This is a genomic window from Cohnella cholangitidis (assembly GCF_014107495.1).
Lineage (GTDB): Bacteria > Bacillota > Bacilli > Paenibacillales > Paenibacillaceae > Cohnella > Cohnella cholangitidis.
Window position 1 is genome coordinate 1,696,171 of record NZ_CP041969.1, and the last position, 22,587, is coordinate 1,718,757.

Annotated in this window: 15 protein-coding genes and 2 pseudogenes; 4 read left to right on the plus strand and 13 right to left on the minus strand. The window is 51.1% G+C overall.

The window, feature by feature from the left end; genetic code table 11:
* Positions 1-305: 305 nt before the first annotated feature.
* Complete coding sequence (locus FPL14_RS08355; protein WP_182302555.1) at positions 306-3,200, plus strand: 2-oxoglutarate dehydrogenase E1 component; 2,895 nt, start codon at positions 306-308, stop codon at positions 3,198-3,200.
* 5 nt (positions 3,201-3,205) lie between these two features.
* The gene (gene odhB, locus FPL14_RS08360) at positions 3,206-4,462 is read left to right on the plus strand and encodes a 2-oxoglutarate dehydrogenase complex dihydrolipoyllysine-residue succinyltransferase (protein ID WP_182302556.1); all 1,257 of its coding nucleotides are present in this window, start codon (positions 3,206-3,208) and stop codon (positions 4,460-4,462) included.
* A gap of 336 nt (positions 4,463-4,798) precedes the next feature.
* On the opposite strand, the gene FPL14_RS08365 is transcribed toward odhB, so the two are convergent.
* From FPL14_RS08365 to FPL14_RS29540, 5 genes are all read right to left on the minus strand, one after another.
* A complete protein-coding gene (locus FPL14_RS08365) occupies positions 4,799-6,823 on the minus strand; it encodes a CotH kinase family protein (RefSeq protein WP_182302557.1) in 2,025 nt (674 codons plus the stop codon).
* A gap of 14 nt (positions 6,824-6,837) precedes the next feature.
* A complete protein-coding gene (locus tag FPL14_RS08370) occupies positions 6,838-7,551 on the minus strand; it encodes a DUF4956 domain-containing protein (RefSeq protein ID WP_182302558.1) in 714 nt (237 codons plus the stop codon).
* Position 7,552: 1 nt separating this feature from the next.
* The gene (locus FPL14_RS08375) at positions 7,553-8,266 is read right to left on the minus strand and encodes a polyphosphate polymerase domain-containing protein (protein ID WP_182302559.1); all 714 of its coding nucleotides are present in this window, start codon (positions 8,264-8,266) and stop codon (positions 7,553-7,555) included.
* A gap of 645 nt (positions 8,267-8,911) precedes the next feature.
* The gene (locus FPL14_RS08380) at positions 8,912-9,775 is read right to left on the minus strand and encodes an IS3 family transposase (RefSeq protein ID WP_229263952.1); all 864 of its coding nucleotides are present in this window, start codon (positions 9,773-9,775) and stop codon (positions 8,912-8,914) included.
* 11 nt (positions 9,776-9,786) lie between these two features.
* The gene (locus FPL14_RS29540) at positions 9,787-10,083 is read right to left on the minus strand and encodes a transposase (protein WP_220471186.1); all 297 of its coding nucleotides are present in this window, start codon (positions 10,081-10,083) and stop codon (positions 9,787-9,789) included.
* Between the two features lie 346 nt (positions 10,084-10,429).
* On the opposite strand from FPL14_RS29540, the gene FPL14_RS08385 reads away from it, so the two are divergent.
* Together FPL14_RS08385 and FPL14_RS30925 are read left to right on the plus strand one after the other, a co-directional pair.
* A complete protein-coding gene (locus FPL14_RS08385) occupies positions 10,430-11,692 on the plus strand; it encodes an IS110 family RNA-guided transposase (RefSeq protein WP_182298978.1) in 1,263 nt (420 codons plus the stop codon).
* A 510-nt stretch (positions 11,693-12,202) separates the two neighbouring features.
* Positions 12,203-12,878 (plus strand): annotated as a pseudogene (locus FPL14_RS30925) (transposase).
* Between the two features lie 132 nt (positions 12,879-13,010).
* Here FPL14_RS30925 and FPL14_RS08395 read toward each other — a convergent pair.
* The 8 genes and pseudogenes from FPL14_RS08395 to FPL14_RS08425 form a co-directional block, all read right to left on the minus strand.
* Positions 13,011-13,955, minus strand: a complete 945-nt coding sequence (locus FPL14_RS08395) for an ROK family protein (RefSeq protein WP_182302560.1) — start codon at positions 13,953-13,955, stop codon at positions 13,011-13,013.
* Positions 13,956-13,974: 19 nt separating this feature from the next.
* Positions 13,975-15,567 carry a putative bifunctional diguanylate cyclase/phosphodiesterase gene (locus tag FPL14_RS08400; protein WP_182302561.1) on the minus strand — a complete coding sequence of 531 codons (1,593 nt, stop codon included), beginning with the start codon at positions 15,565-15,567 and terminating at the stop codon, positions 13,975-13,977.
* Between the two features lie 189 nt (positions 15,568-15,756).
* Positions 15,757-17,502, minus strand: coding sequence for an alpha-glycosidase (locus tag FPL14_RS08405; protein ID WP_182302562.1), 1,746 nt, complete (start codon positions 17,500-17,502; stop codon positions 15,757-15,759).
* A 31-nt stretch (positions 17,503-17,533) separates the two neighbouring features.
* Positions 17,534-18,369, minus strand: a pseudogene (locus tag FPL14_RS08410) (sugar ABC transporter permease).
* The gene (locus tag FPL14_RS30475; protein WP_324617884.1) at positions 18,366-18,647 is read right to left on the minus strand and encodes a hypothetical protein; all 282 of its coding nucleotides are present in this window, start codon (positions 18,645-18,647) and stop codon (positions 18,366-18,368) included. Before FPL14_RS30475 ends, FPL14_RS08410 begins: the two are co-directional and overlap by 4 nt.
* Entirely contained in the window at positions 18,584-19,678 is a 1,095-nt protein-coding gene (locus FPL14_RS08415; RefSeq protein WP_324617885.1) for a carbohydrate ABC transporter permease, read from the minus strand. The genes FPL14_RS30475 and FPL14_RS08415 overlap by 64 nt, the downstream gene beginning before the upstream one ends.
* Positions 19,679-19,769: 91 nt before the next feature.
* Positions 19,770-21,095 carry a sugar ABC transporter substrate-binding protein gene (locus tag FPL14_RS08420; protein ID WP_182302563.1) on the minus strand — a complete coding sequence of 442 codons (1,326 nt, stop codon included), beginning with the start codon at positions 21,093-21,095 and terminating at the stop codon, positions 19,770-19,772.
* 82 nt (positions 21,096-21,177) lie between these two features.
* Complete coding sequence (locus FPL14_RS08425; RefSeq protein WP_182302564.1) at positions 21,178-22,221, minus strand: LacI family DNA-binding transcriptional regulator; 1,044 nt, start codon at positions 22,219-22,221, stop codon at positions 21,178-21,180.
* Positions 22,222-22,587: the final 366 nt, after the last annotated feature.

The window sequence follows — 22,587 nt, forward strand, 5'->3', positions numbered from 1 at the left end:
ATCAACCTCCTTATCCTCAATAGACTCCTCATTTCCAATATAACACTCTCTATTTTTTTACACAATCATCCAGTTTTTGAAGCTCGCCGAATAAAATCAGTACGCAAAATTAAGAGTCAAATGAGCTTAAATGGCGCAATCTAATCTTTAATGAAGGAATTCGCTGATCGATCTATTATGTAGATCATTCCTATGCATAATAATGTCTATTTCCGAACATAAAAATGCATTAGAATGGAAACAGGTGCGCACAGCTACATAATCGGCACCGAAGGATGACTAACATGAATGCAGAGGGATGCACAATGTCTGATGACAATGAAAAAATGCAAGGACTATGGCAGCAGTTTTTCGGTCCTAATCTAGGCTACATCCAAGAGCAATACGATATCTACTTGCAAGACGCAGATTCGGTAAGCCCGCAATACCGCGAGCTATTCGCTCAATACGGGGCTCCTCCCCGCTCGGAATTCGGGGCAATCGTTCCGGGAACTAAAGATCAACCTCAAGCAAGAGGCGTGTCGGCCGCAACGGACACGAATTTGCTGAAGAAAGCAATCGCAGCCGGCCAACTGGCTTGGAATATACGCGCTTTCGGCCATCTTGCCGCGGATATCGATCCTCTCGGCCTTAGCTTCAAAGCTAGCGCGGAGATGATTGAGCCGGGCACTTACGGGTTAACGGAAGCTGATTTGAAACAATTGCCTCCCGAGTGCATTTGGGAAGACGCTCCATATACGCTGAATGACGCTTGGGAAGCCGCTCAGAAGCTTCGCGAGGTGTATACGGGACCGATCGCTTTCGAATTCGGTCATGTTCACGTGGAAGAAGAACGCAAATGGTTGAACCAACGCGCGGAAGCCGTTATTCCGTCTACCAAGATGCTGGTATCGGAAAAGGAAGCTTTGCTTAGAAAATTACTCGAAGCCGAACAATTCGAGGATTTCCTGCAGCGCACTTTCGTCGGCCAGAAACGTTTTTCCGCCGAAGGGATCGAAGCGCTTGTTCCGCTTGCGGACGAAATCGTGCACGAACTCACGAACGACGGAGTACGCCACATTGCCATAGGTATGGCGCATCGCGGTCGCTTGAACGTGCTCGCTCACGTATTAGGCAAGCCTTACGGCAACATTTTCTCGGAGTTCCATCACTCGCCTAACAAAAATCTTATTCCGTCCGAAGGTTCGATCGGCATCAACTACGGCTGGACCGGAGACGTAAAATACCACCTAGGCGCAAATCGTTCCATTCAATCCGGCGAAACCGCCGAGACCAGAATTACGCTGGCCAACAACCCGAGCCATCTGGAATACGTGAACCCCGTCGTAGGCGGATTCGCTCGCGCGGCGCAGGAAGATCGCAGCAAACCGGGCTACCCCGTTCAAAACCTGGACTTGGCGGCTTCCATCGTCATCCACGGAGATGCCGCATTCTCGGGTGAAGGTATCGTCGCCGAGACGCTTAACTTCAACAACCTGCGCGGCTATACGAGCGGCGGAACGATTCATATCATCGCCAATAACCGGATCGGATTCACGACGGAAAGCCATGACTCCCGTTCCACGCATTATGCCAGCGACTTGGCCAAAGGCTTCGAGATTCCGATCATTCACGTTAACGCCGACGAGCCGGAAGCCGTTATCGCGGCAGCTCGCATGGCGAGTGAATACCGTACGCTGTTCAAAAAGGATTTCTTGATCGATCTGGTCGGTTACCGCCGTTACGGCCATAACGAGACGGACGATCCGGAAACGACTCAACCGCTCATCTACAAAAAGGTTAGAGCCCATGCGACTGTTAGCCGCCTTTATGCGGACAAACTGGTCAAGGACGGGTTCTTATCCGCGGACGCGGCCGAGCAAATCAAGCGCGACGTTCAGAACAAGCTGAAATCCGCTTACGATCAAGTCAAAGGACAAGAGCACAAAGATTCCGTGCATCAGTCCCAACCTACCGTTTACGATCCGGCAGAAGCCAAACCGGCTACTTCCGTTCCGATGGAAAAGCTGCGCAGCATCAACAAAAACCTGCTCAAATGGCCGGAGACGTTCAAAGTATACGGCAAACTGCAGCGTATTCTCGAACGTCGCGCCGACGCGCTTAACGACGGCGAGAAGGTAGACTGGAGCCACGCGGAGACGCTCGCTTTCGCTTCGATTCTGGCCGACGGTACGCCAATGAGGCTGAGCGGACAAGACGTGGAGAGAGCAACCTTCGCTCACCGGAATTTGGTGCTTCACGATTCCGAGACGGGCGAAACGTTCTGCCCGCTTCACGAGTTGCCGGAAGCGAATGCTTCCTTCGCCATTCACAACAGCCCGTTATCCGAAGCCGGCGTGCTCGGCTTGGAATACGGCTATAACGTATACGCTCCCGAGACTATGGTCATCTGGGAAGCTCAATTCGGCGATTTCATGAACGCCGCTCAAGTCATCATCGACCAATTTATTTCCGCCGGCAAATCCAAATGGTCGCAGCGCTCCGGTTTGGTCATGCTGCTTCCGCACGGATACGAAGGTCAAGGACCCGAGCACTCCAGCGCGAGAATGGAAAGATTCCTGCAGCTATCCGGGGAAGAAAACTGGACCGTCGCTTATTTGTCCAGCGCGGCGCAATATTTCCATCTGCTTCGTCGCCAAGCGTCCATCGTGAACACGAAAGACGCTCGTCCTCTAGTCCTAATGGCGCCTAAAAGCATGATCCGTAATCCTTATGTCGCTTCACCGGCTTCCTTGCTAAGCGAAGGTTCGTTCCAAACCGTACTGGAACAACCGGGACTGGGACAAAATCCTGCTCGCGTGGAAAGACTTGTATTGTGCACCGGTAAAGTAGCGATTGACTTGGCGGAAGAATTGGACAAAACGGCCGACGTTAACCGCGATTGGCTGCACATCGTCCGCGTCGAACAGCTCTATCCGTTCCCGAAACAAGAACTCAAAGCGATCATCGACCGCTTCCCTAACCTCACCGAAGTTCTGTGGGTTCAGGAAGAGCCGAAAAATATGGGCGCATGGAGTTACGTGGAGCCTCGCATTCGCGAGCTAGTCGAAACGGCGAAAACGTCCGTCGGTTACAACGGACGCCCTAAACGCTCCAGCCCAGCGAGCGGTTATCAGCAAATTCACGCTTTCGAGCAGCAATTCATTATCAATCAAGCTTTGCTTCAGAAAAAGAAATCCGCAGTTAAATCCGGGAGGTAACAGCAATGCATGACATTATAGTACCAGCAATGGGCGAATCCATTACGGAAGGCACGGTTTCGAAATGGATCGTCAAAGTCGGAGACAGCGTCAAACAAGGCGACCTCTTATTGGAATTGGAAACGGACAAAGTAAACCTGGAAATCAGCGCGGAACAAGACGGCGTAGTGACCGAGATTCTGGCAAGCGAAGGCGATACGGTTAAAATCGGCGAAGCGGTCGGCAGAATCGGCGCGGCCGGCCAAGCGGCTGCTCCTGCAGTTCCTGCGACTCCCGTGGTTAGCGCGCCTGTTGCTCCTGCGGCGGCTCCGGCTCCGGTTGCAGCTCCGGCTCAACCTGCGGCAGTTGCTTCCAGCGGCAACGATACGTTGGCAACGCCTGCTGCACGCAAGCTGGCACGGGAAAAAGGAATCGATCTTAGCACGCTGCCCGCGCGCGATCCGATCGGTCGCATTCACGCCAACGATGTCGCTTCCGCCGGAACGGTTGCTCCAAGCGCTCCCGCTGCGCAAGCGGCGCCTAAAGCGGCCGCGGTCGACAAACCGACGTCCAACGCCAACAAACCGGAAGAGCGCAAGCGGATGTCCCGCCGCCGTCTAACGATCGCGAAACGGTTAGTAGAAGCGCAACAAACCGCGGCTATGCTCACGACTTTCAACGAAGTCGACATGACTGCCATTCTCGAAGTTCGTAAACGCCGCAAGGACTCCTTCAAAGAAAAACACGATGTCGGCTTGGGCTTCATGTCCTTCTTCACCAAAGCCGTCGTTGGCGCTTTGAAGGCATTCCCTCACCTGAACGCCGAAATTAACGGCGAAGACATCATCGTCAAAAAATATTACGACATCGGCATCGCGGTTTCCGCGAAAGAAGGCCTAGTCGTTCCTGTCCTTCGCGAAGCGGACCGCCTCGGATTCGCCGAGATCGAGCGCACGATCGTTCAATTGGCCGGTAAAGCCCGCAACAATACGCTGGAATTGTCCGAGCTTCAAGGCGGAACGTTCACGATCACGAACGGCGGCGTATTCGGCTCCTTGCTGTCGACTCCGATCTTGAATGCGCCGCAAGTAGGTATTCTCGGCATGCACAAAATCCAGCTTCGTCCGGTCGCCATCGACGCCGAGCGCATGGAAAACCGTCCGATGATGTACATCGCCCTCTCCTACGACCACAGAATCGTAGACGGAGCGGAAGCGGTACAATTCCTCGTCAAAGTCAAAGAAATGCTCGAAGATCCGGAAACTCTGCTTCTTGAGGGTTAATAGCCGAATGTCAAAACCCTCTTCGCCATCGTGGCGAAGAGGGTTTTTTTCGTGTTGGTGAGGCAGCAACAGAACCGATAATCATAAGTGTAAAACATACGTTTAGTCGGGGTTAATTTCACTTACTGAAGTAACTAAATGTAAAACCTGCAACTAATTTAGCCTCATCTTTTATTCGAATGAAATTTCTCATCAACTAGCTGTATGATTTACATTTAGATTGAGGAAGCAGGCGATTTCAATGAAACTACGTGTAGATTTTACACTTAGATCGCTGATTGAAGTAAAAATCGACGAAAGGTGAAGAGAGACGGATCTCATCATCACCATTTCGCGTTATAGCCGTTTCCGTTTGTACAACATAACGAATAGTCCAGCTAGGATGAGTATGACTAATGAGATTGCCGTAGTGGTAGCGACTTTGTAGCTGCCTTGCGTTTCCGTGCCTGGCGCGCCACCCATTCCGCCCATGCCCGGCATTCCTCCTTGACCCCGATCGAATCCGCCGCCGAACCCTCCCGGGAACCCTCCGCCAAATCCGCCTCCACCTTGTATTTCCGGCATTTGTCCGTTCTGCGCCTGTCCATCCGGCGCTTGGCCGTTCTGCGCCTGTCCGTCGGGCATTTGACCGTTCGGCACCTGTCCGTTGGGCATTTGTCCGTTCTGCGCCTGTCCATCCGGCGCTTGGCCGTTCTGCACCTGTCCGTCGGGCATTTGTCCGTTCTGCGCCTGTTCGTTCGGCGCCTGGCCGTTCTCCGATTGGTTAGTTTGCCCGTCTCCTTGCCCCTCGCCAGCAGCAGCCGAACCGTTGTTCTCGATAGCCGCGAGCACAATGTCTTCCTGCGTCTGAGCGCTTAGCGTAGCCGGAACTTCATTGGCCTGCCCATCTTCCTGCTGCGATTGGACTCCGCCTTGTCGATTCTGCCCGTTCTCCGGCAGAGTTCTTCCGGCTCCATTATCCCCGAAACCGCCAAATCCGCCTCTTCCGCCTCCGCCAAATCCGCCGCCCATACCGCCGCCGCTGCCGCTTCCGTCTCCGGACGACGCGATCGAGCCGTCTAGCTGACCGGCCACGTTGGCTACCCGGCTAGACGTAAACGAAACCAGCTGCGGCACCGCGCTTTCATATTGCTCATACGTGTAGAAAGGCCGCGGGTCTTGTTTGACGTACGGAGAGATGAGCTCCTTGATCTCGGTAACCCGAGCGGCAAAAGTATCGTCCGCCAAATATCCGTCGATCATGCTTTGAATGATCTCATGGTACTTCGCCTTATACTCCTCGACCGCCAATAGCTTAGAAACTAGCGGCCGTTCCGCCACCGCTCCCTGCGTCGGCTCGTCGATCATCACCTGCGAACTGCTTCCCATGCCGCCGAACGCCATATTGTAGTCCCACGGCAATACCGAAAATATCCCGTCATCCTCGTACAAATAATAATTTTGCTTATTGGAGCCTAAGTAGCTGTCCATATTAACCGTTACGGCGTTCAACGCGATATACTTCAACGACTCTTCGACGTCCAGAACTTTTTCATAATCGGAGCCATTGTTTAATTCGTCCAGCATATCGAGCAAAATATCGTCGTTCGAGGACTTCGACTTCCGGGCCAGTGCTCCATAAGAATCCAGATCATCGCCTTGCCATAGCAGGTCGCCGCCGTTGGAATTGTTCGAGCCCGTAGCGCCAGCCATCCCGCCTCCGGCATTCGGGCCTCCTCCTCCCATGCCGAATTCCGCTTTGTACAACGCTCCGTAAGAATTTCCGAAGTGGCGTTCCAAATACGCATCGCCGATCTGTTCAATCGCCAGATAGAAGCCCCATAGCTCTCCGTTCACGTACACATTGACGTAAGAGTATTCCGGAGTAGGCAACCCCATCGTCTCCGCGAGCTCGTAAGTCAGAAATTCCCGCATGTACGTCGTGTCGCTGTAGTTGTTGTTCAGATTAATTTTGCTGATTCCGAACAGCGTTTGGCTGGAAATATACTCATCGAAGCTGAGCTTAAAGCTGTATCGGTCCGAGTCGGAGGATACGACGCTTCGCAAAGACAGATTTCCTTTCGTCCGAATTCCGATGTTGTCCATCTTAATGCCGTTGTACTCGACGGATGCCATTTTCAGTTCTTCCGCGGATGCGTTGTCGAGCATGTCCTGAAAGTCATCCTCGTCGACCGTGATTTTCACGTCCACGACTTTATCCTTCGGAAACACCTGCTGCTCGATTTTTTCCGTCGTTTCCGTTAGGGAAGCCGCCTGAGTCACCGCTCCGTTGTCAGATGCGCTTAAATCCCAGATCAGGCTGCTGGCCAATGCCAAAGCAAAGAATCCGACAAGGAGGGGAAACGATTTGCGCGATCTCATGTCCTCGCCTCCTGTTATTGGGATACGTAATCGCCGCTGTAGCTAATAAGAACGGCGTTCTTCACTCCGCTCAGCTCCGTAATTTGGTTCACGAACCGGGTTTCTTGCCCGTTCAGCCTAACTTCTACCGTCATTTCCACGTTGTCGTTCGTTACCGTTTTTTGCTTGACGTTATATCGTTTGACCAGAGTATTCAGTTGTTTCATAATCGCTTGTTCGCTTGCATCGCCGTCGCAGTTAACGACCATCAGATAAGGCGTTTCGAACGTAGCTTTTTTGACGAACACGAACAAAACCAAACCCACGATCACCGAACCGATAATCGCCAACGAGTAAAATCCCGCACCGGTGACGATACCCGCGGCTGCCGCCCAGAACAGGAAAATGAGATCCGTCGGATCCTTGATCGGCGTTCTGAACCGCACGATACTGAGCGCGCCGACCATGCCGAGAGACAACACGAGGTTCGAGTTGATCGCGATAATGACCATGGAAGTAATCAATGTCATGCCGATCAGCGAAACGTTGAAGCTTTTGGAGTATAAAATGCCGCTGAAAATCCGCTTATAAAGGATGTAGATGAACAGTCCGACGAAAAAGGAAATCATTAATGTAATGATAATTTTAGTGATGTCGATGTCCGACGAGAAATTTTCCAGCACCGATTTTTTGATCACGTCGGTGAACGTTGTCTTCGCCTCTGCCGCCGTTGTCGTATTCGTATCCATTTTATTGGTCCTCCCAGGAATTGAATTTAATGAGTTTTTTGCATAACACGTATTTCGAGTTCGATTGTCGGACGAGTCCGCCCGTCTGGATCGCGGTTCGCACGTATTCCGGCAAATACTCGTCGAATTTCACTTCGAACACGGTAATGTCGTCGTCGAACGCGTTGATCATGCTGAGATGGGGGTCGAAAATATCGACCCGGTTCAGTCCGGTCTTCAGCTGCTTGTCGAAAGTGATCCGGACGTTGCCCGCGCCGCATACGTAAGCTTCCCGCACGTAGTCCACGATGACCTTCGGCCTCAGCAGTTTGTTTTTCATCTGGTAATACATTTCCGCAAGCAGAGGTTTGGCCGGATCGTTCAGACATTCGTAGTCGCCGGCTAAGATGGAGTCGTACATCTCCCTCGTCAACGGCTCCTTCACCTTCGAGATGTAATCGTTGAACTTGATTTTTTTCTCCAGGTGAATGACTTTGTCGGAACGGTTATAAATTCTGATCCGGTACTTCTCGCGGTCCCGGACTCCGGCTAGCTTCTCGTGAAGCGCCTTGTTGTCAATATCGTCGAAGTACAAGCTTCGGATATGGTAGTCCCCCGCAGCTCCAGCGTGCTTGTCCAACCGCAGCAGGTGTCTGAGCTGGCGTTTCATGACTTGATACTGGTATGGGTTCATGTAGTACTTAAGCTCGTGTCGGTACTTCAGGTCGGTCCTCAATGTTTTGCACCTCTTTTCTGATCTTCGTTACAAGTGAAACTTTACATTGCGTTAATGATTGTCTGCTTAATATTAAATGAAGCGAAGCTGAAGCCGGGCTGAATGTTTGCTGAAAAGCGGGGGTTGGGGAGCGCAAAAAACACCGTTGCGACGTTCGCAACGGCCACTTAGGTCAACGTAAATCCTCATCTTCAGTTCGCTTTTTCATTGCTCAAAGATTCTTCTCTTCTAGCAACGGGTGGAAAGAACAACGATTCGTACCCCCTCCCAGGTTGGGGACCGTTCAGGCGAATCAATATGCGGTAATCATAAATCGTTTTTTTGTCTTGCACCCCATTAGCGGGATTGAGCACCGTTATTTCGGCAAAAGCCTGTTAAGCTCCCCATTAGCGGAGTTGAGCACCGTTATTTCGGCAAAAAGCCTGTTAAACGGCTTCCGCCGCCCGTATGGGAGTGGTGGAAGCCGTTTTGTGTCGGCAAAAAGCCTGTTAAGCTCCGCATTAGCGGGGTTGAGCACCGTTATTTCGGCAAAAAGCCTGTTAAGCTCCTTATTAGCGGAGTTGAGCACCGTTATAGCATGCCAATAGCACATTTCTGACCATCAAATGGACCTCTGTCAAGAAAGTGGACACCCGTTAAGCGAAGTTACCCCAACATCTTGTAGTACATGGCTTCGAACCGATCCGGCGAAACGTAGCCTAAAGAACCATGAATTCTTTTACGATTATAAAAGAACTCAATATACTCGAACATCTCTTGCTGTGCTTGGACTTTCGTCCTGAAACGCGTACAGTAAATAAACTCTTTCTTGAGCACGCTATGGAACGATTCGATGCAGGCGTTGTCGTAGCAATTGCCTTTCCGGCTCATGCTGGCTTTCATTCTGTACTGTTTTAGCCGTTTGCGGTATTCGTCCGAGGCATACTGTGAGCCGCGATCGGAGTGGTGTATTAGCCCTTTTGAGGGCTTTTGAGCCTTATAAGCTTGGTCCAACGCAGCTAGCACTAAATCCGTCGTCATTCGGTCACCCAACTTCCAGCCCACGATTTTGCGCGTGTAAAGATCCATGATGCTTGCCAGATACATGCGCCCTTCGCGGCACGGTACGTAAGTAATGTCCGTTACCCAAACCTTGTTCGGAGCCGTTGTCTTAAAATTCTGATTCAGTACATTTGGCGCAATAGGGAGCGTGTGATTGGAATCCGTCGTAGTGACACGGAACTTCTTAGAAACGCATGACCGAAGCGCGTTTTCGCTCATGAGCTTGCCGACCAAACGCTCGGAAACCGTCCATCCTTCATCCCGCAGTAGCTTCGTGATTTTCGGGCTGCCGTAACGTCTTTTGGAATCTAGAAAAAGCCATGTAATACGCGCCAGTAGTGCCTTACGACGTTTCTGATAGCTATTTTGTTCGGCTTTCTCTTGAACCCAATTGTAGTAGCCGCTCCGCGATACATCTAAAACGACGCACATCTTCTCGATTCGAAACTCGGAGCGATGATCTTCAATGAACCGGAACCTTAGTTCCTTTCTTTGCTGAAGATGTGCATGGCCTTTTTTAGGATGGCGATTTCCTCCTTGAGGTCTTCGATCTGGCGCTCTTGCTCTAGAAGCTGCTCATCCTTCTGGCGGATTGTCTCGCGATCTACCAGCGGCTCGTTCTCGAACTTGCGGTACTTCGCCATCCACTGATGCAATGTGCCTACCGGTACATTCAGTTCCTCTGCAATTTGAGGTATTGTCTTCGTTTGTTCCTGAATGTACTTGACTGCTTGTTCCTTAAATTCGTCGCTGTAACGTTGTCTATGCTCACCCATGCCGGACACCTCTTCATTTTGTTGTGTTAATTATCTGCATTCTCTTATGAGGTGTCCACTTTTTATTCTAGTTGCAAAATCATATGAATGGGACTGTCCCAAAAGTCATGTTAATGACTAAGGGACACCCTTTCTTTCTATCGACTTTGTTTTTACGGAGGTGTATCTCGTTCCGGTTGCTGTTGAAATCAGGGGATTTGGATTAGGTTTTACAATGACATCCCCCGATTTCAAAGCATTCCTGTATGGCGCTAATTTTGGAGTTTGAAAGAAAACGAGCACCTTCGTAAGATAATGGTGGGGGGCCTAGACAACCCTAACACATCACAAGGAAGGTGCTCTTCTTATGAAGTTTAAACATGCTGCGAAACAAAATCAACGCATTGAAAGAATTACCGGTGACCACCTTATCATCGGGATCGATATCGCAAAATTCAACCATGTTGCACGTGCTACGGACTTTCGCGGAATCGAACGCGGAAAACATCTTGTCTTCTCTAACGATTTAGACGGTTTTCAAAAACTTCATGCATGGGTTCAATCACTCAAACTTCAGTTTAATAAAACGCGCGTTATTTTAGGGGTAGAGCCAACGGGACATTACTGGCTCAATTTAGCTTTTTGGCTTAAGGAAAACCATATGGAACTCGTGCTCGTCAATCCGCTTCAAGTTAAACGTAACAAAGAAAACAGAGATAACTCTCCAACGAAGAATGACATTAAAGATGCCCTTGTCATTGCTGACATGGTAAAGAACGGTTACTACTCGGAACTCCACCTATTGCCGGATCAATATCGCGCTCTGCGTCAACTATCGACTTGTAGAGAGTTTGTAGTGAAGCAGTTCTCGAGTGTAACTAATCAAATCCACCGTTGGACGGACATGTACTTTCCGGAGTTTCATCTGGCATTTAAAGACGTGACTTGTAAAACTGCTCTCGCAACTTTAGCCTTATTTCCGCTTCCGTCGGACCTATGCGGGCTAACGGTACAGGATATTGTTGCAAGCTGGAAACAACACCTTAAACGCGCCGGAAATCATTCAACAGCAGTTACTTTGCTTGAGTGTGCTAAGCGAACTTCGGCGGTACCGGGTTGCTTAGAAGAAGCTCGCCTCAGTATCGATTTACTCCTAAAGCAACTGGAGCTGTTCAAACAGCAACTCTCTAAGATAGAAGAAAAGATGAGTACACTTATCTCAGACATCCCAATGACAAATTCTCTTCGAGTAATAGCGGGAATCAGCGATATTACCATAGCAACCTTGTACAGCGAAGCAGGTGATTTACGTCGATTCGAACATGGAAGGCAATTGTTAAGATTAGCTGGTCTACACTTATCCGAAAATAGTTCCGGTACGATAAAAGGCAAAGTAAAGGTGACCAAGCGCGGCCGGCCCAAACTTCGAAAAACGCTCTTCTTGACTGTAATGAACATGGTTTCTGTGAATCCAGAATTCCGGACGCTGCATCAATACAACAAACATGTAAAGAAAATGAGTGCCATGCAATCACTCATGAGATTAATTGGGAAACTCGCTCGCATACTCGTTGCAATGGCACGACAAAACATACCGTACAATGTAAACCGCGTTCTGAACATCGCATAAAAAAGCTCGCTTATTGGCTCATTCGCAGGATTCCAAAAAGGCACGAAGTACCGACTACGTTTGCCTAAAGGGCTCTGACCCGTTTTTAAAGCATTGTCGGACTCCATCCCCTTGAAAGGTGTTACGAAGGAATGTAAGGGCTAATGACCCGTTGAGACATGGGAGGGACAACCTCAAGGATGTCGGTGGAGTAGTGCAATAAAAAGGAAGACTATGGGAAAAACCACATTTCCCTTATTTCACTATGACCACAATGTCTTAACTGTCTCCAGCCAAACACTTCGTATTATCATTCGTTGCAAAGTAACGGATGAAATCCTGCGAATGAGCGAGTAAATACGAGTAAACACGATCACGTTGAGGGAGGCAAACGCTTCGCTCCTACACGAGATACACCCCCTTCTCTTTTTGTCGATAGAGACGAGAAAATAGCCTTTGGAAACGCAAAAAGAAACCGTCTTTTGGTAAAATGGAGGTACCACCCAACCATTTACGAAAGGAACGGTTTCTTTGTACATTCAATATACCATGGACCAACTTTGCCTGCCAATGGACTTGGCGGACGACATCCCCCAATATCACCTCGTACGCGTCGTGAATGCGGCGGTCAATCGACTAGACGACAGTATCTTTGCTTCGGCATACCCCGACGGTGGTCGAGACAGCTATCATCCTAAAATGCTTACCAAAGTGCTCATTTATGCCTACAAGCAGCGCATCATTGCCAAAGCCGTCCGCGAGAACGTCATGTTCATGTGGATTGCTGGAAGACAGCAGCCGGATTTTCGCACCCTTAATCGCTTCCGTTCCGAGCGGATGAAATCCGTTCTGGAGTCGGTCTTCACGGCCGTTTTGCAATTTCTTATAGACGAGAAGTATGTGAAGCTGGTCTGCATGTACGAAGACCGAGGGGAACAGGGAAGTCAGCGTCAGCCTCAAGTATATGCGCTACAAAGAGCAGGTGCGGGAGAAACTCCGGAGCGAGGAAGGCTACTCGCTGTCAGTCAGGCGAATGATCGAACCGGAAAGTGTGTTTGGGCAAATGAAGAACAACCGGGGTTTCCGGCGTTTTCTGCTTCTAGGCTTGCCAAAAGTAAGCCTAGAAGTCGGGTGGCTTTCGCTCGCCCACAATCTGTTGAAGAAAGCTGCAATAGACCAAAAACGCAAAATGGCGGCACAGGAATAGTACCCCTATAGCCGCCATTTCTATAAACTGATCGATTTTCTTGCGTGCGAGTTGTCCTTAAAGCGAGCTAAATTTCCTTTTGGGACAGCCCCATTGTCATCGAATAATATCCTATTGAACCACTAACTCTCACTAAGCATTAACAAGCAAAGCGGCCCCGATAGCGCCCGCATCCTTGCCCAGCAGCGGCGAAGCGAACTTCACGCCGGAAGCCATCGTGCCGATGGCGCGATCGGCGATCGCTTCATGCATCGGATCCAGCAACGGCGCGCCGATGCTACCGGCGCCTCCGCCGATGATCACCAATTCGGGATTCGTGGCATGGATGATGCTGACCATCCCCGCTCCGAGCGCTTGACCCGCCTCTCGAAGAACACGGATGGACAAGGCATCCCCCTCTTTTGCCGCTTCGGCTACATGACGGGAGTTAATCGGGCTTCCGTTCGCTTTGGCCTTCAACGGCGCGCCTTCCTCCGGCAGTTCGGCAGCCAACTGCCCGGCCCGGCGTCCGATCGCGGTCCCGGAAGCGTATAGCTCCAAGCAGCCGACGTTGCCGCATAGACACTTGGCGCCGTTCCAGTCGATCGTAATATGGCCCAGCTCGCCCGCGCTTGAATCTCTGCCGCGGATTAGCTTTCCGCCGCTGATGATCCCGGCTCCGATACCGGTGGATACGGTAATATAGACGCAATCCTTCGTGCCGCGTCCCGCTCCGACCGCCCATTCCCCATAAGCCGCCGCGTTCGCGTCGTTCTCCAGATTGACCGGCACTCCGAAAGCTTGGGACAATACTTTACCCAAGGGAACGTTGCTCCACCCCAAGTTAGAAGCATAAGCCACGATGCCCTCTTCCGCATTCAACGTGCCGGCGGTCGCCACGCCGATGCTGACTAACTCGTGCGATGTATGCAAACACTCTTTGATTAGAGAAATCATTCGTTGCATTACCGCTTCGGGGCCTTCTTGGGCATTCGTGCCGATCTCGGACTTCGCCAAGAGCGACCCCTGCCCGTCTAATAGAACCGCAAGGATTTTCGTTCCTCCGAGATCTATCCCTGCATATACCTTGTTACTCATTCCCGTACCTCCGCGCTATCTATGAAATCGGCACGCTCGCCGTCTTGACCCAATCTCTGGCTATTATAGCCGGGAGCGGTTTGCTTAACAAGTAGCCTTGAACGCAATCGCACTCAACCTTCTTAAGATAATCCAATTGCGCATAAGTTTCTACGCCTTCCGCCACTACTTTCATCCCAAGACCGTTGGCCATTTGGACAATCAGGCCGGTCAGAGGGTGGGTCTCCAAGTTATCCGAAATTTGATCGATGAAGCTCTTATCTATCTTAAGCGTCGTAATAGGAAGCTTCATCAGATGGCTTAAAGAAGAAAACCCTCTTCCGAAGTCGTCCAAGGCGATATTCACCCCATGCTCGCGAAGCCGGGACAGCTTATCGGCGATCAAATCCAACGACTCGATGACCATCGTTTCCGTTACTTCGAGCTCCAAGCAACGCGGGTCCAAACCCGTTTCCCGCAAAATGTCCATTACCCGCTCGACGAACCGATGTCCGATCAATTGCACGACCGATACGTTAACGGAGACGGTTGGCTTGTGCGGACTGCTCTCATGGACGGATTGAATGAATTCGCACGCCGTCCGCAGTACCCATTCTCCGATCGGTACGATCAGTTGCGTCTCCTCGGCGATCTTAATGAACTGGTCCGGCGGAACATAACCGAGCTCCGGGCTGTTCCAACGAATTAGGGCTTCCAATCCTGCGACCTGCGAGCTTCCGAGATGAACTTGAGGCTGATAATGAAGCGTGAATTCGCCGTTCTCGAGCGCATGGCGCAGCAACCGCTCCATATCCGCACGGTGCTGAACCGGAACGCTTAAGGAGAAATCGTAGAAAGCGTAGCTGTTTTTCCCTTGCCGTTTCACGTGGTAGAGGGCAATATCCGCGTTCTTCATCAGTTGATCGAGCGTGCGTCCATGTGTAGGAAAATGGGAAACGCCGATGCTGCCCGTCATGTGTATCCATTGTTCGCCGACCGCGAACGGGCTATCGAACAAGCTAAGCAAAGCCTCGACCCGCATCTGCAGCCGGTCCTTAGGCTGACGGGTCACGACGACCCATTCATCGCCCCCTAGACGATACAACTGCTCCGACGGCAACAACCCGCTCGTCAATCTCGCGGACACCTCTCGAAGCAGCCGATCCCCGAAGGCGTGCCCGAGCGTGTCGTTCACGTACTTGAAATCGTCCAAGTCCACGTACAGAAGCGAGGCGTCCTTCAGCAGAGTCAGATTCTCGTATAGGGCAAGCCGATTCGGCAATCCCGTTAATTGGTCGCGGAAGGCGACCTGGCGAAGCTCCTCGCGATTGTTCAACAATTCCGAATACTGGTTATGCAGCTTGCGTTCCGCCAATCTCATTCGGAAAGTCGTCCGGTATATTAAATAAAACAACAATAGCGCCGTCATGACGATGTAAAACCAGCCCTTGATCATGCTAAACCGGGCGAACATCTCTTTATCGACAACAATGGCATTCAAAATCTGATCCGAGAACAAAATCCATAACGCTCCGCAGACCAAATAAATAAGCGAAATTCTAAGGGATGCGAATAGCGGCAATTGGGTTTTGATGGATTTCGATCGCTCAACTTCTTGGCTCTGTTGCGGCATGGTTTGTCCTCCTTGCATTCTGATGCGCTACCTTAACCACCAAGTCGACCGTTAGTTACACAATTCTCCATAAAACAAGGGAATTCCTTCATGGAAACGCGAAAATGATCGATCCTATGCCGCAAATAGCCCCCGCATCCAGCAACGCTGATTACGGGGGCTATTAAACTCGCAAGCCGTATTTTCTGTTTATCGTTTCGTCGCGATCACTCGGAAATCAAAAGGGGATAAATTCACTGAATACGCTCCTTCGGACATTCCGATCTCGTCCCCGGAGAACGCATCCGTCCATCTCCCGGCGGGCAACGGAACCGTTATTTCCCGATCGGCGGAATCCCGGTTCATCAGCACGACAACCCGTTCAGTCCGATCCGATCTTTCGTAGGCCAGAGTCCGTTCGTTCGCCTCTGCCCTCAGAACGGCAAACGCCCCGGAGCGCAACGAGGAGAACCGCTTGCGCAGGGAGATTACGCTTTGATGAAAGAGGAACAACTCCCGGTCCTGTTTCGCCGGATCCCACTCCATGCACCTGCGGTTGTCCGGGTCGAATTCGCCCTCCATCCCGATCTCGTCGCCGTAGTAAACGCAAGGAGCTCCCGCCGAGGTAAATTGAAACAAGATAGCTAACCGCATCAACCGCTTATCCCCCTTGCATAAAGTCAGAAGCCTGACCGTGTCGTGGGTGCCAAGATGATTGAAAGAAGCTTCGATCGCCTGCTTTGGATAACGGACCAGCAATTCGCTTACGCGATCCGCGAATTGGCGCGCGTCGTGGCGGCCGAACACGAAGAAGTCGAGAGCGGCATTCGCGAACGGATAGTTCATGACGCCGTCGAACTGGTCCCCTTGCAAAAACATGATGGAGTCATGCCACACTTCTCCTAAAATGTACGCTTCCGGGTTGGCGCCCTTCACGACCTTGCGGAAATCCCGCCAGAACGAATGGTCGACCTCGTTGGCAACGTCGAGACGCCATCCGTCGATACCGATCTCCTCGATCCAATAACGGGCAACGTCCAACAAATAACTCCTGACCTCGGGGTTGCTCGTATTCAGCTTAGGCATAGTGGACTCGAACGCGAACGTCTCGTAGGTCGGAATCCCTTTTACCACCCGCAAGGGCCATTCCCTGACGTGAAACCAATCCGCATACCGAGAGCCGGCTCCCTTCTCCATGACGTCCAGGAATGGCGGGAACGCCTGCCCGCTATGGTTGAACACCGCATCCAGCATGACGCGGATCCCTCGATCGTGGCAAGCCTGCGCAAGCCGTTTGAGCAAGCCGTTCGTGCCGAAATGAGGATCTACTCTCAAGTAATCGATCGTATCGTACTTATGGTTAGCCGGCGCCTCGAAAATCGGGTTAAAGTAGATCGCCGTGATCCCGAGCTCCGTCAAGTGGTCAAGCTTGTTCAAGACGCCTTGCAGATCTCCTCCGAAGTAATTGAAATATTCGGGAGCGCCGCCCCATGGCTGCACGTTCGGCGGATCGAGCGTCGGATCGCCGTTAGCGAAACGCTCGACGAAGATTTGGTAGAACACCGCATCCTTCACCCATGCCGGCGGCTTGAACACGTCTGCGGGATGAACGATCGGATACTCGTACAGCCCCAAATGCTGAGTCGGAGCTTCCCGGGAGAATCCCTTTTCCGTCGCCCACCAGATCTCTTCGCCCTTGCTAAGGATAAATCCGTAACATAACCTCCGGTAAGGGGGCTGAACTTGTATCTCCCAATAATCGTACCGCTCATCCGACGCCGTTACCGCCATCGCTTCTTCGGTCATCCCGTTCCAGGGCAAGCATTTATCTCCGTGAACGATAAGGACCGCGTCGACATCCTCTCTTTTGGTACGAATCCGAATGTGAACCGTCTTTTCGTCGAGGGCGTAAGCCCAATTCAACTTCGGCCGATGATAATAGGCTTCCAATAACATACGGTGCCGATCTCCTTTCGATAGCGGTGCTCTATCCTTTTTCCGCCCCGGCCGTTAACCCTTCGATCAGATACCTTTGCAGGAACACGAACAGGAGCGTAATCGGGACGGCCACGAGCACGCAACCGGCGGCGAACAGAGTGAATTCGGTGGCGAATTTAATCTTGACCATCTTGAACAAACCGACGGCAAGCGTAAGCTTGTCGTTATCGGTGAGAACCATGTTGGCGAAAATAAAATCGACGAAACCGCCGCTAAACGATGTTAAAGCGATAAAGACGAGCATCGGCTTCGAGAGCGGCAGCATGATCCGGACGAACACCTTCCAATGGCTCGCCCCGTCGATCTTGGCCGCGTCGATCAAGCTGGACGGGATCGTATCGAAGAAGCTTTTGACATATAAGTACCCCATTGCGGAGCCGGAGGAATAGACGACGATCAAAGCCAAATGCGTATCGAGCAGCTTCAATTGAAGGAGCAGGATATAGATCGCGATCATGCTCATGAACCCCGGGAACATGCCGATCACGAGCAGCCCGAGCATCATTTTTTGCGACCTTTGAACCTGAACCTCGAAAATACGTACCCCGTCAACGTGACGATGATCGTGGAAAACACCATGGTGAAAAAGGAGACCTTCAACGTATTCATGAACCATTGCGCGAAAGGATATCTTTCGAACAAAGCGCGGTAATGTTCTAAAGTGAACGTGCTTGGAATTAAATGCTCGCTGTAAAGCGCGGTTCCCGGTCGAAAGGACGACATGACTACCCACAACGCCGGATAGATGCACGCGATTCCGACCAGGATAAGCCCCAGATAACCGAAGGCTAGTTTGATGCGGCTAGTTTTTCGACGGCCCGTCAATGGAATTCACCTTCTTCTTTGAAAGCTTTCGTGCGCCTGATATTCCAGATGGACAAGGAGCCGATGATGACGAAGATAAATAAGCCGATAACCGACGCGTAATTGTACTTCCCTTGGGTCAGCGTCAAATTGTACAGCCAAGTAATCAAGATGTCCGTGCTGCCCGCGAACTTATAATCCGCATTGGCCGGCGCCCCCCCGGTAAGCAGGAAAATCAAGTTAAAGTTGTTGATATTCCCCGCGAAAGACATGACGAGAATCGGGCCGAACGCGTACATGATCGACGCGCCGTGATCGCTTTGAATTGTTGGTATCCGCTCGCTCCGTCCATCTCCGCGGCCTCGTACAAATCCTTCGAAATCGTGGAGAGAATCCCGATAATCATCAACATCGTGATCGGGAATCCGATCCAAACGTTGACGACGATGACCGTGACCTTAGCCCAGAACGGATCGGTCAGCCAAGGCAGCTTGCCTAAACCGAAGTAGGACAAGTATTGGTTGATCGGACCGAATTGGCCGTTGAACATGTTCTTCATGATGAGAAGAGAAATAAATTGCGGAATCGCGTACGGAATAATGAACAGCGTGCGCCAGAACCCTTTGAAGCGGATTCCTCTCATTTGGACGAGCAAAGCGACCGCGAATCCGCCCAGGAACACGGTTATCGTGGCGCTTGCCATCCAGACGAGCGTCCAGACGGTTACGCCGACGAAAGTACCGCTCCAAGCTTTGACGTTAAACATGTCGACGAAGGACTTGAATCCGGTCCAATCGACCAGCTTCGCCGGAGGAAGGAAGTTCGGAAACGAGAAATTCGTAAAAGCGAGCAAAATCATGAAGAGAATCGGCATCGCCGTAAAGAACACGATAAGGAGCATCGGAACGGACAACACCAATAAGGGAAACCGCTCTTCCATGATCGCCTTCACGGTTCTCCCGATCCCGTTGGCGCTGCCGCCTTCGTCCCGAAGCTTGCCGACCCGATAGGCATCGCGAATGTTCACGGCATAGAAATAGACGAATACAAGAAACGCTAACAGCGCGATAATCCCTTTTACCATTAGGAAAATGGAGTGGTCTCCCCGTACGTTGACGTAAACCCTGCCCACTTTCTCCAAGCGGTCGGCCGCTTCCCCTAAAGTAATCAAACCCCACAGCGCTTTGGGTAATGCCGCAATGGTAAAATAAAGTCCCGTTATCTCCAGGAGCAACAGGAGAATACCTTTCACGAGCTGACGGTTATAGAGCTGCCCCAAACCCATGCCGACGATAGATAGCGTCGTTGCCGTCTTCCGATGCCGTGACATTTGCCACCACCCCTTAATGCCCTTTTTCGTCTAGCATTCAAGCCATCATCCGCCAAACGTAACGGATGATGGCTTGCTTGCCGCCGGTCGATTAGTCGTTTTGCGTGGAAATGCCGATCCGGATGTCTTCCACGGCTTTGTCAAGAGTCGCCTTAACGTCCCCGCCGTTCCAGATCAATTCGAGCGCCTGCTGGATTGGCGTCCAGACAGAGTTCATCTCGATGATCGAAGGCATCGGCTGCGAACTCTCAAGCTGCTTCAAAGCTCCGACGACCATTTCGTTGTTCTTGATCGCAGGCTCCTCATCCATGCCTTTGCGGGCGGGAATAAAGCCGGTGATTTCGAAGTTTTTCAGCAATGCTTCTTTCGACGTCGCGTATCTGGCGAACAGCTTCGCCGCGTTCGGATATTTCGAGTAGGCGCTGACGTAGTAAGCTTTGACGCCCGCAAAGGAAATCGGAGTCTGTCCGTTAGGGAACTTAGGCAACGGAACCATCGTCACGTCGAAGCCGAGCTTCGAGAAGTTGCCGATATTCCACACTCCGTCCAAGTTGATCGCCAACTTGCCGTCTTGGAACAAAGAGGTCTTGATATCGTCGGACGCATCGGCCGGAGCCATCGGCAATATTTCCTTCAACGTGCTGAAAAATTTCATTCCTTCGACGGAGCCTTCGTTATTCAAGCCGATATCCTCCGGATCCGTGCCGTTGTTGCCGAACACGTATCCGCCGTAACCGGAGAAGAACGGGTAGGTGTAGTAGAGCGTATCGAGCTTGGTCATAAACCCGTACTTGTTGTTCTTGACGTCGTTGAACGATTTCGCGAAAGCGATGACGTCGTCCCAAGTCTCGAGCGGGGCGTCCTTCGCCAGATCTTTGTTAACGAAAAGAGCGTAAGTTTCCATGTTTCTCGGATACCCGTACAGCACGCCGTTATTCGTAACCGCATCTACCGCAGGTTGAATGAACTCGGCTCTCGTTTGCTCTTCGTAGAAATCGTTCGGCAACACGAACCCGCTTTTTACGGCATTGCCGAGGTCGTTATGGGGTTGCGTCAGAATATCGGCGGCGGAACCCGCAGGTCCGTCCGTCTTCATTTTCTCCAGTTGCTCGGGACCGCCTTGCTCTTGAACTTCGACCGGAATTCCGTATTCCGCCGTGAAATCCTTGGCTATCTCCTGCAGGAATGGCAAGCCGTCCTTGCCGTCCCATACGAGCAATTTGGCACCCGGTTCAGGCTCGATGTCGCCGGAGGCCCCCTCGCTGTTCCCCGACGGACTTTCCGCCGCTTGCGACTGCGATGGCGCTGGCCCGGTTCCCGTCGCGCTTTCGCTGCTGCCGTTATTGCCGCTTCCGCAAGCCGCCATGGCGAACACCAAAGCGAATGCGAGCAAACCGAAAATAGATCTCTTTAACATAGATGACACCTTCCCCTTTTATAATGGTTTTTCGATCTAGAATGAAAGCGCTTACACATAAGGCACAGGCAAAGAAGCTTGCCTATTTGACACGATTTTCATGATTAGGATGACTGACCGGCGCTGTGCTTTGCCTAACCTTCAAGCTGACCGGCAACACCACCTTTCGAGAATCGGAACGGCTCTCCTCGCTGATTTGTTCCAGCAGCAATTGGACCGTGATATGGCCTCTCTCCGCAATGTTCTGTTTAACGGTCGTAAGAGACGGAATCATGAAGTCGGTATAGAACAGATCGTCGAAGCCTACGACGGATATATCCCTAGGAACTTGAACCCCGAGCTCTTGAAGGCCTTTAATCAATCCCATAGCGCCGACGTCGGAAAACACGAACACCGCCGAGATGTTCCTTCGCGAATCGGTAATGTATTGCGCCGCTTGGTAACCGCCCACGGTCGAAACCGGTTCTTCCCTGATCAATTCCGCATCGTAAGGAAGATCGGCCTCTTCCAAAGCTCTGCGATATCCGAGCCACCTCTTGTAGTTAACCCCGTCCTTCTGAATTTTACCCGTAAGGAGCGCGATTCTTCGATGGCCGAGGCTGATCAGATGTTTCGTGCCCAGATACCCTCCCATCTCGTCATCCAAATAGATTTGGTAGAGGTTAGGGTCCGACAAGTAGCTGTCCATGAAAACGCAAGGAACGTCTAACGATAGTATTTTCTTGAAAATCGGCGATTCCTCGTAAGTACCTACGACAATCAATCCATCCAGATGTCTCTCCTTCACGAAGGAAAAGCTTTCTTCGTCGTCAACCCCTAGAAGAATGACGTGAAGCTGATGATTGCGCGCCCCTTCTTCGATTCCGAGCACGAGCTGCCAATAGAACGGGTTATCCTGAAGACGGCCTTTCTCCAGGAACGGTACGACTACGGCAATCAAATGGGATTTTTTGTCCCGTAAGTTGCGCGCCGAGGCGCTTGGCGAAAACTCCAGCTCCTGAATCACTTGCCTAACCTTGCGAATCGTGTCCGGCGATGTCCGGCCGGAATTGTTGAGAACGTTCGACACCGTCGTGACCGAGACGTTCGCTTTCTTGGCGACATCCTTGATCGTTACTTTTCCCACTCTATTCACCTATCCAAATGTGATTTAACGTTTCATCCACTATCCCGTAAGCTATACCGAATATAGCAGAAGATCGAAGCTTAGTCCAATCCAAGCAATTCAACTAAGAAGTTCGTTTAATTACTTGGAATTGATGAAACGTTTCATCAACATGACCATAATATATTACAAGGATTTGGCAATGTCAACGTAATTTTTGATAAAACGTTACCTCAGCTTGTACGGCTTGTTTTCCGCCCGTTACTAGTAAGATAAATAGCTGCTTCTATCGGAATTTACAATTCTATTAAATTAATCGAAATTTTAGAAACTACCAATTCCCATAAACCGGTTTCCTAAACTATAATAGGTTAGATATGAATGACA

What these genes read in the sequence shown, in the direction of transcription:
- FPL14_RS08365 (WP_182302557.1), bottom strand. Translation starts at nt 6,823, where the DNA reads ATGAGATCGCGCAAATCGTTTCCCCTCCTTGTCGGATTCTTTGCTTTG.
- FPL14_RS08370 (WP_182302558.1), bottom strand. Translation starts at nt 7,551, where the DNA reads ATGGATACGAATACGACAACGGCGGCAGAGGCGAAGACAACGTTCACC.
- FPL14_RS30475 (WP_324617884.1), bottom strand. Translation starts at nt 18,647, where the DNA reads ATGTACGCGTTCGGCCCGATTCTCGTCATGTCTTTCGCGGGGAATATC.
- FPL14_RS08355 (WP_182302555.1), top strand. Translation starts at nt 306, where the DNA reads ATGTCTGATGACAATGAAAAAATGCAAGGACTATGGCAGCAGTTTTTC.
- FPL14_RS29540 (WP_220471186.1), bottom strand. Translation starts at nt 10,083, where the DNA reads ATGGGTGAGCATAGACAACGTTACAGCGACGAATTTAAGGAACAAGCA.
- FPL14_RS08385 (WP_182298978.1), top strand. Translation starts at nt 10,430, where the DNA reads ATGAAGTTTAAACATGCTGCGAAACAAAATCAACGCATTGAAAGAATT.
- FPL14_RS08400 (WP_182302561.1), bottom strand. Translation starts at nt 15,567, where the DNA reads ATGCCGCAACAGAGCCAAGAAGTTGAGCGATCGAAATCCATCAAAACC.
- FPL14_RS08420 (WP_182302563.1), bottom strand. Translation starts at nt 21,095, where the DNA reads ATGTTAAAGAGATCTATTTTCGGTTTGCTCGCATTCGCTTTGGTGTTC.
- FPL14_RS08395 (WP_182302560.1), bottom strand. Translation starts at nt 13,955, where the DNA reads ATGAGTAACAAGGTATATGCAGGGATAGATCTCGGAGGAACGAAAATC.
- odhB (WP_182302556.1), top strand. Translation starts at nt 3,206, where the DNA reads ATGCATGACATTATAGTACCAGCAATGGGCGAATCCATTACGGAAGGC.
- FPL14_RS08415 (WP_324617885.1), bottom strand. Translation starts at nt 19,678, where the DNA reads ATGTCACGGCATCGGAAGACGGCAACGACGCTATCTATCGTCGGCATG.
- FPL14_RS08405 (WP_182302562.1), bottom strand. Translation starts at nt 17,502, where the DNA reads ATGTTATTGGAAGCCTATTATCATCGGCCGAAGTTGAATTGGGCTTAC.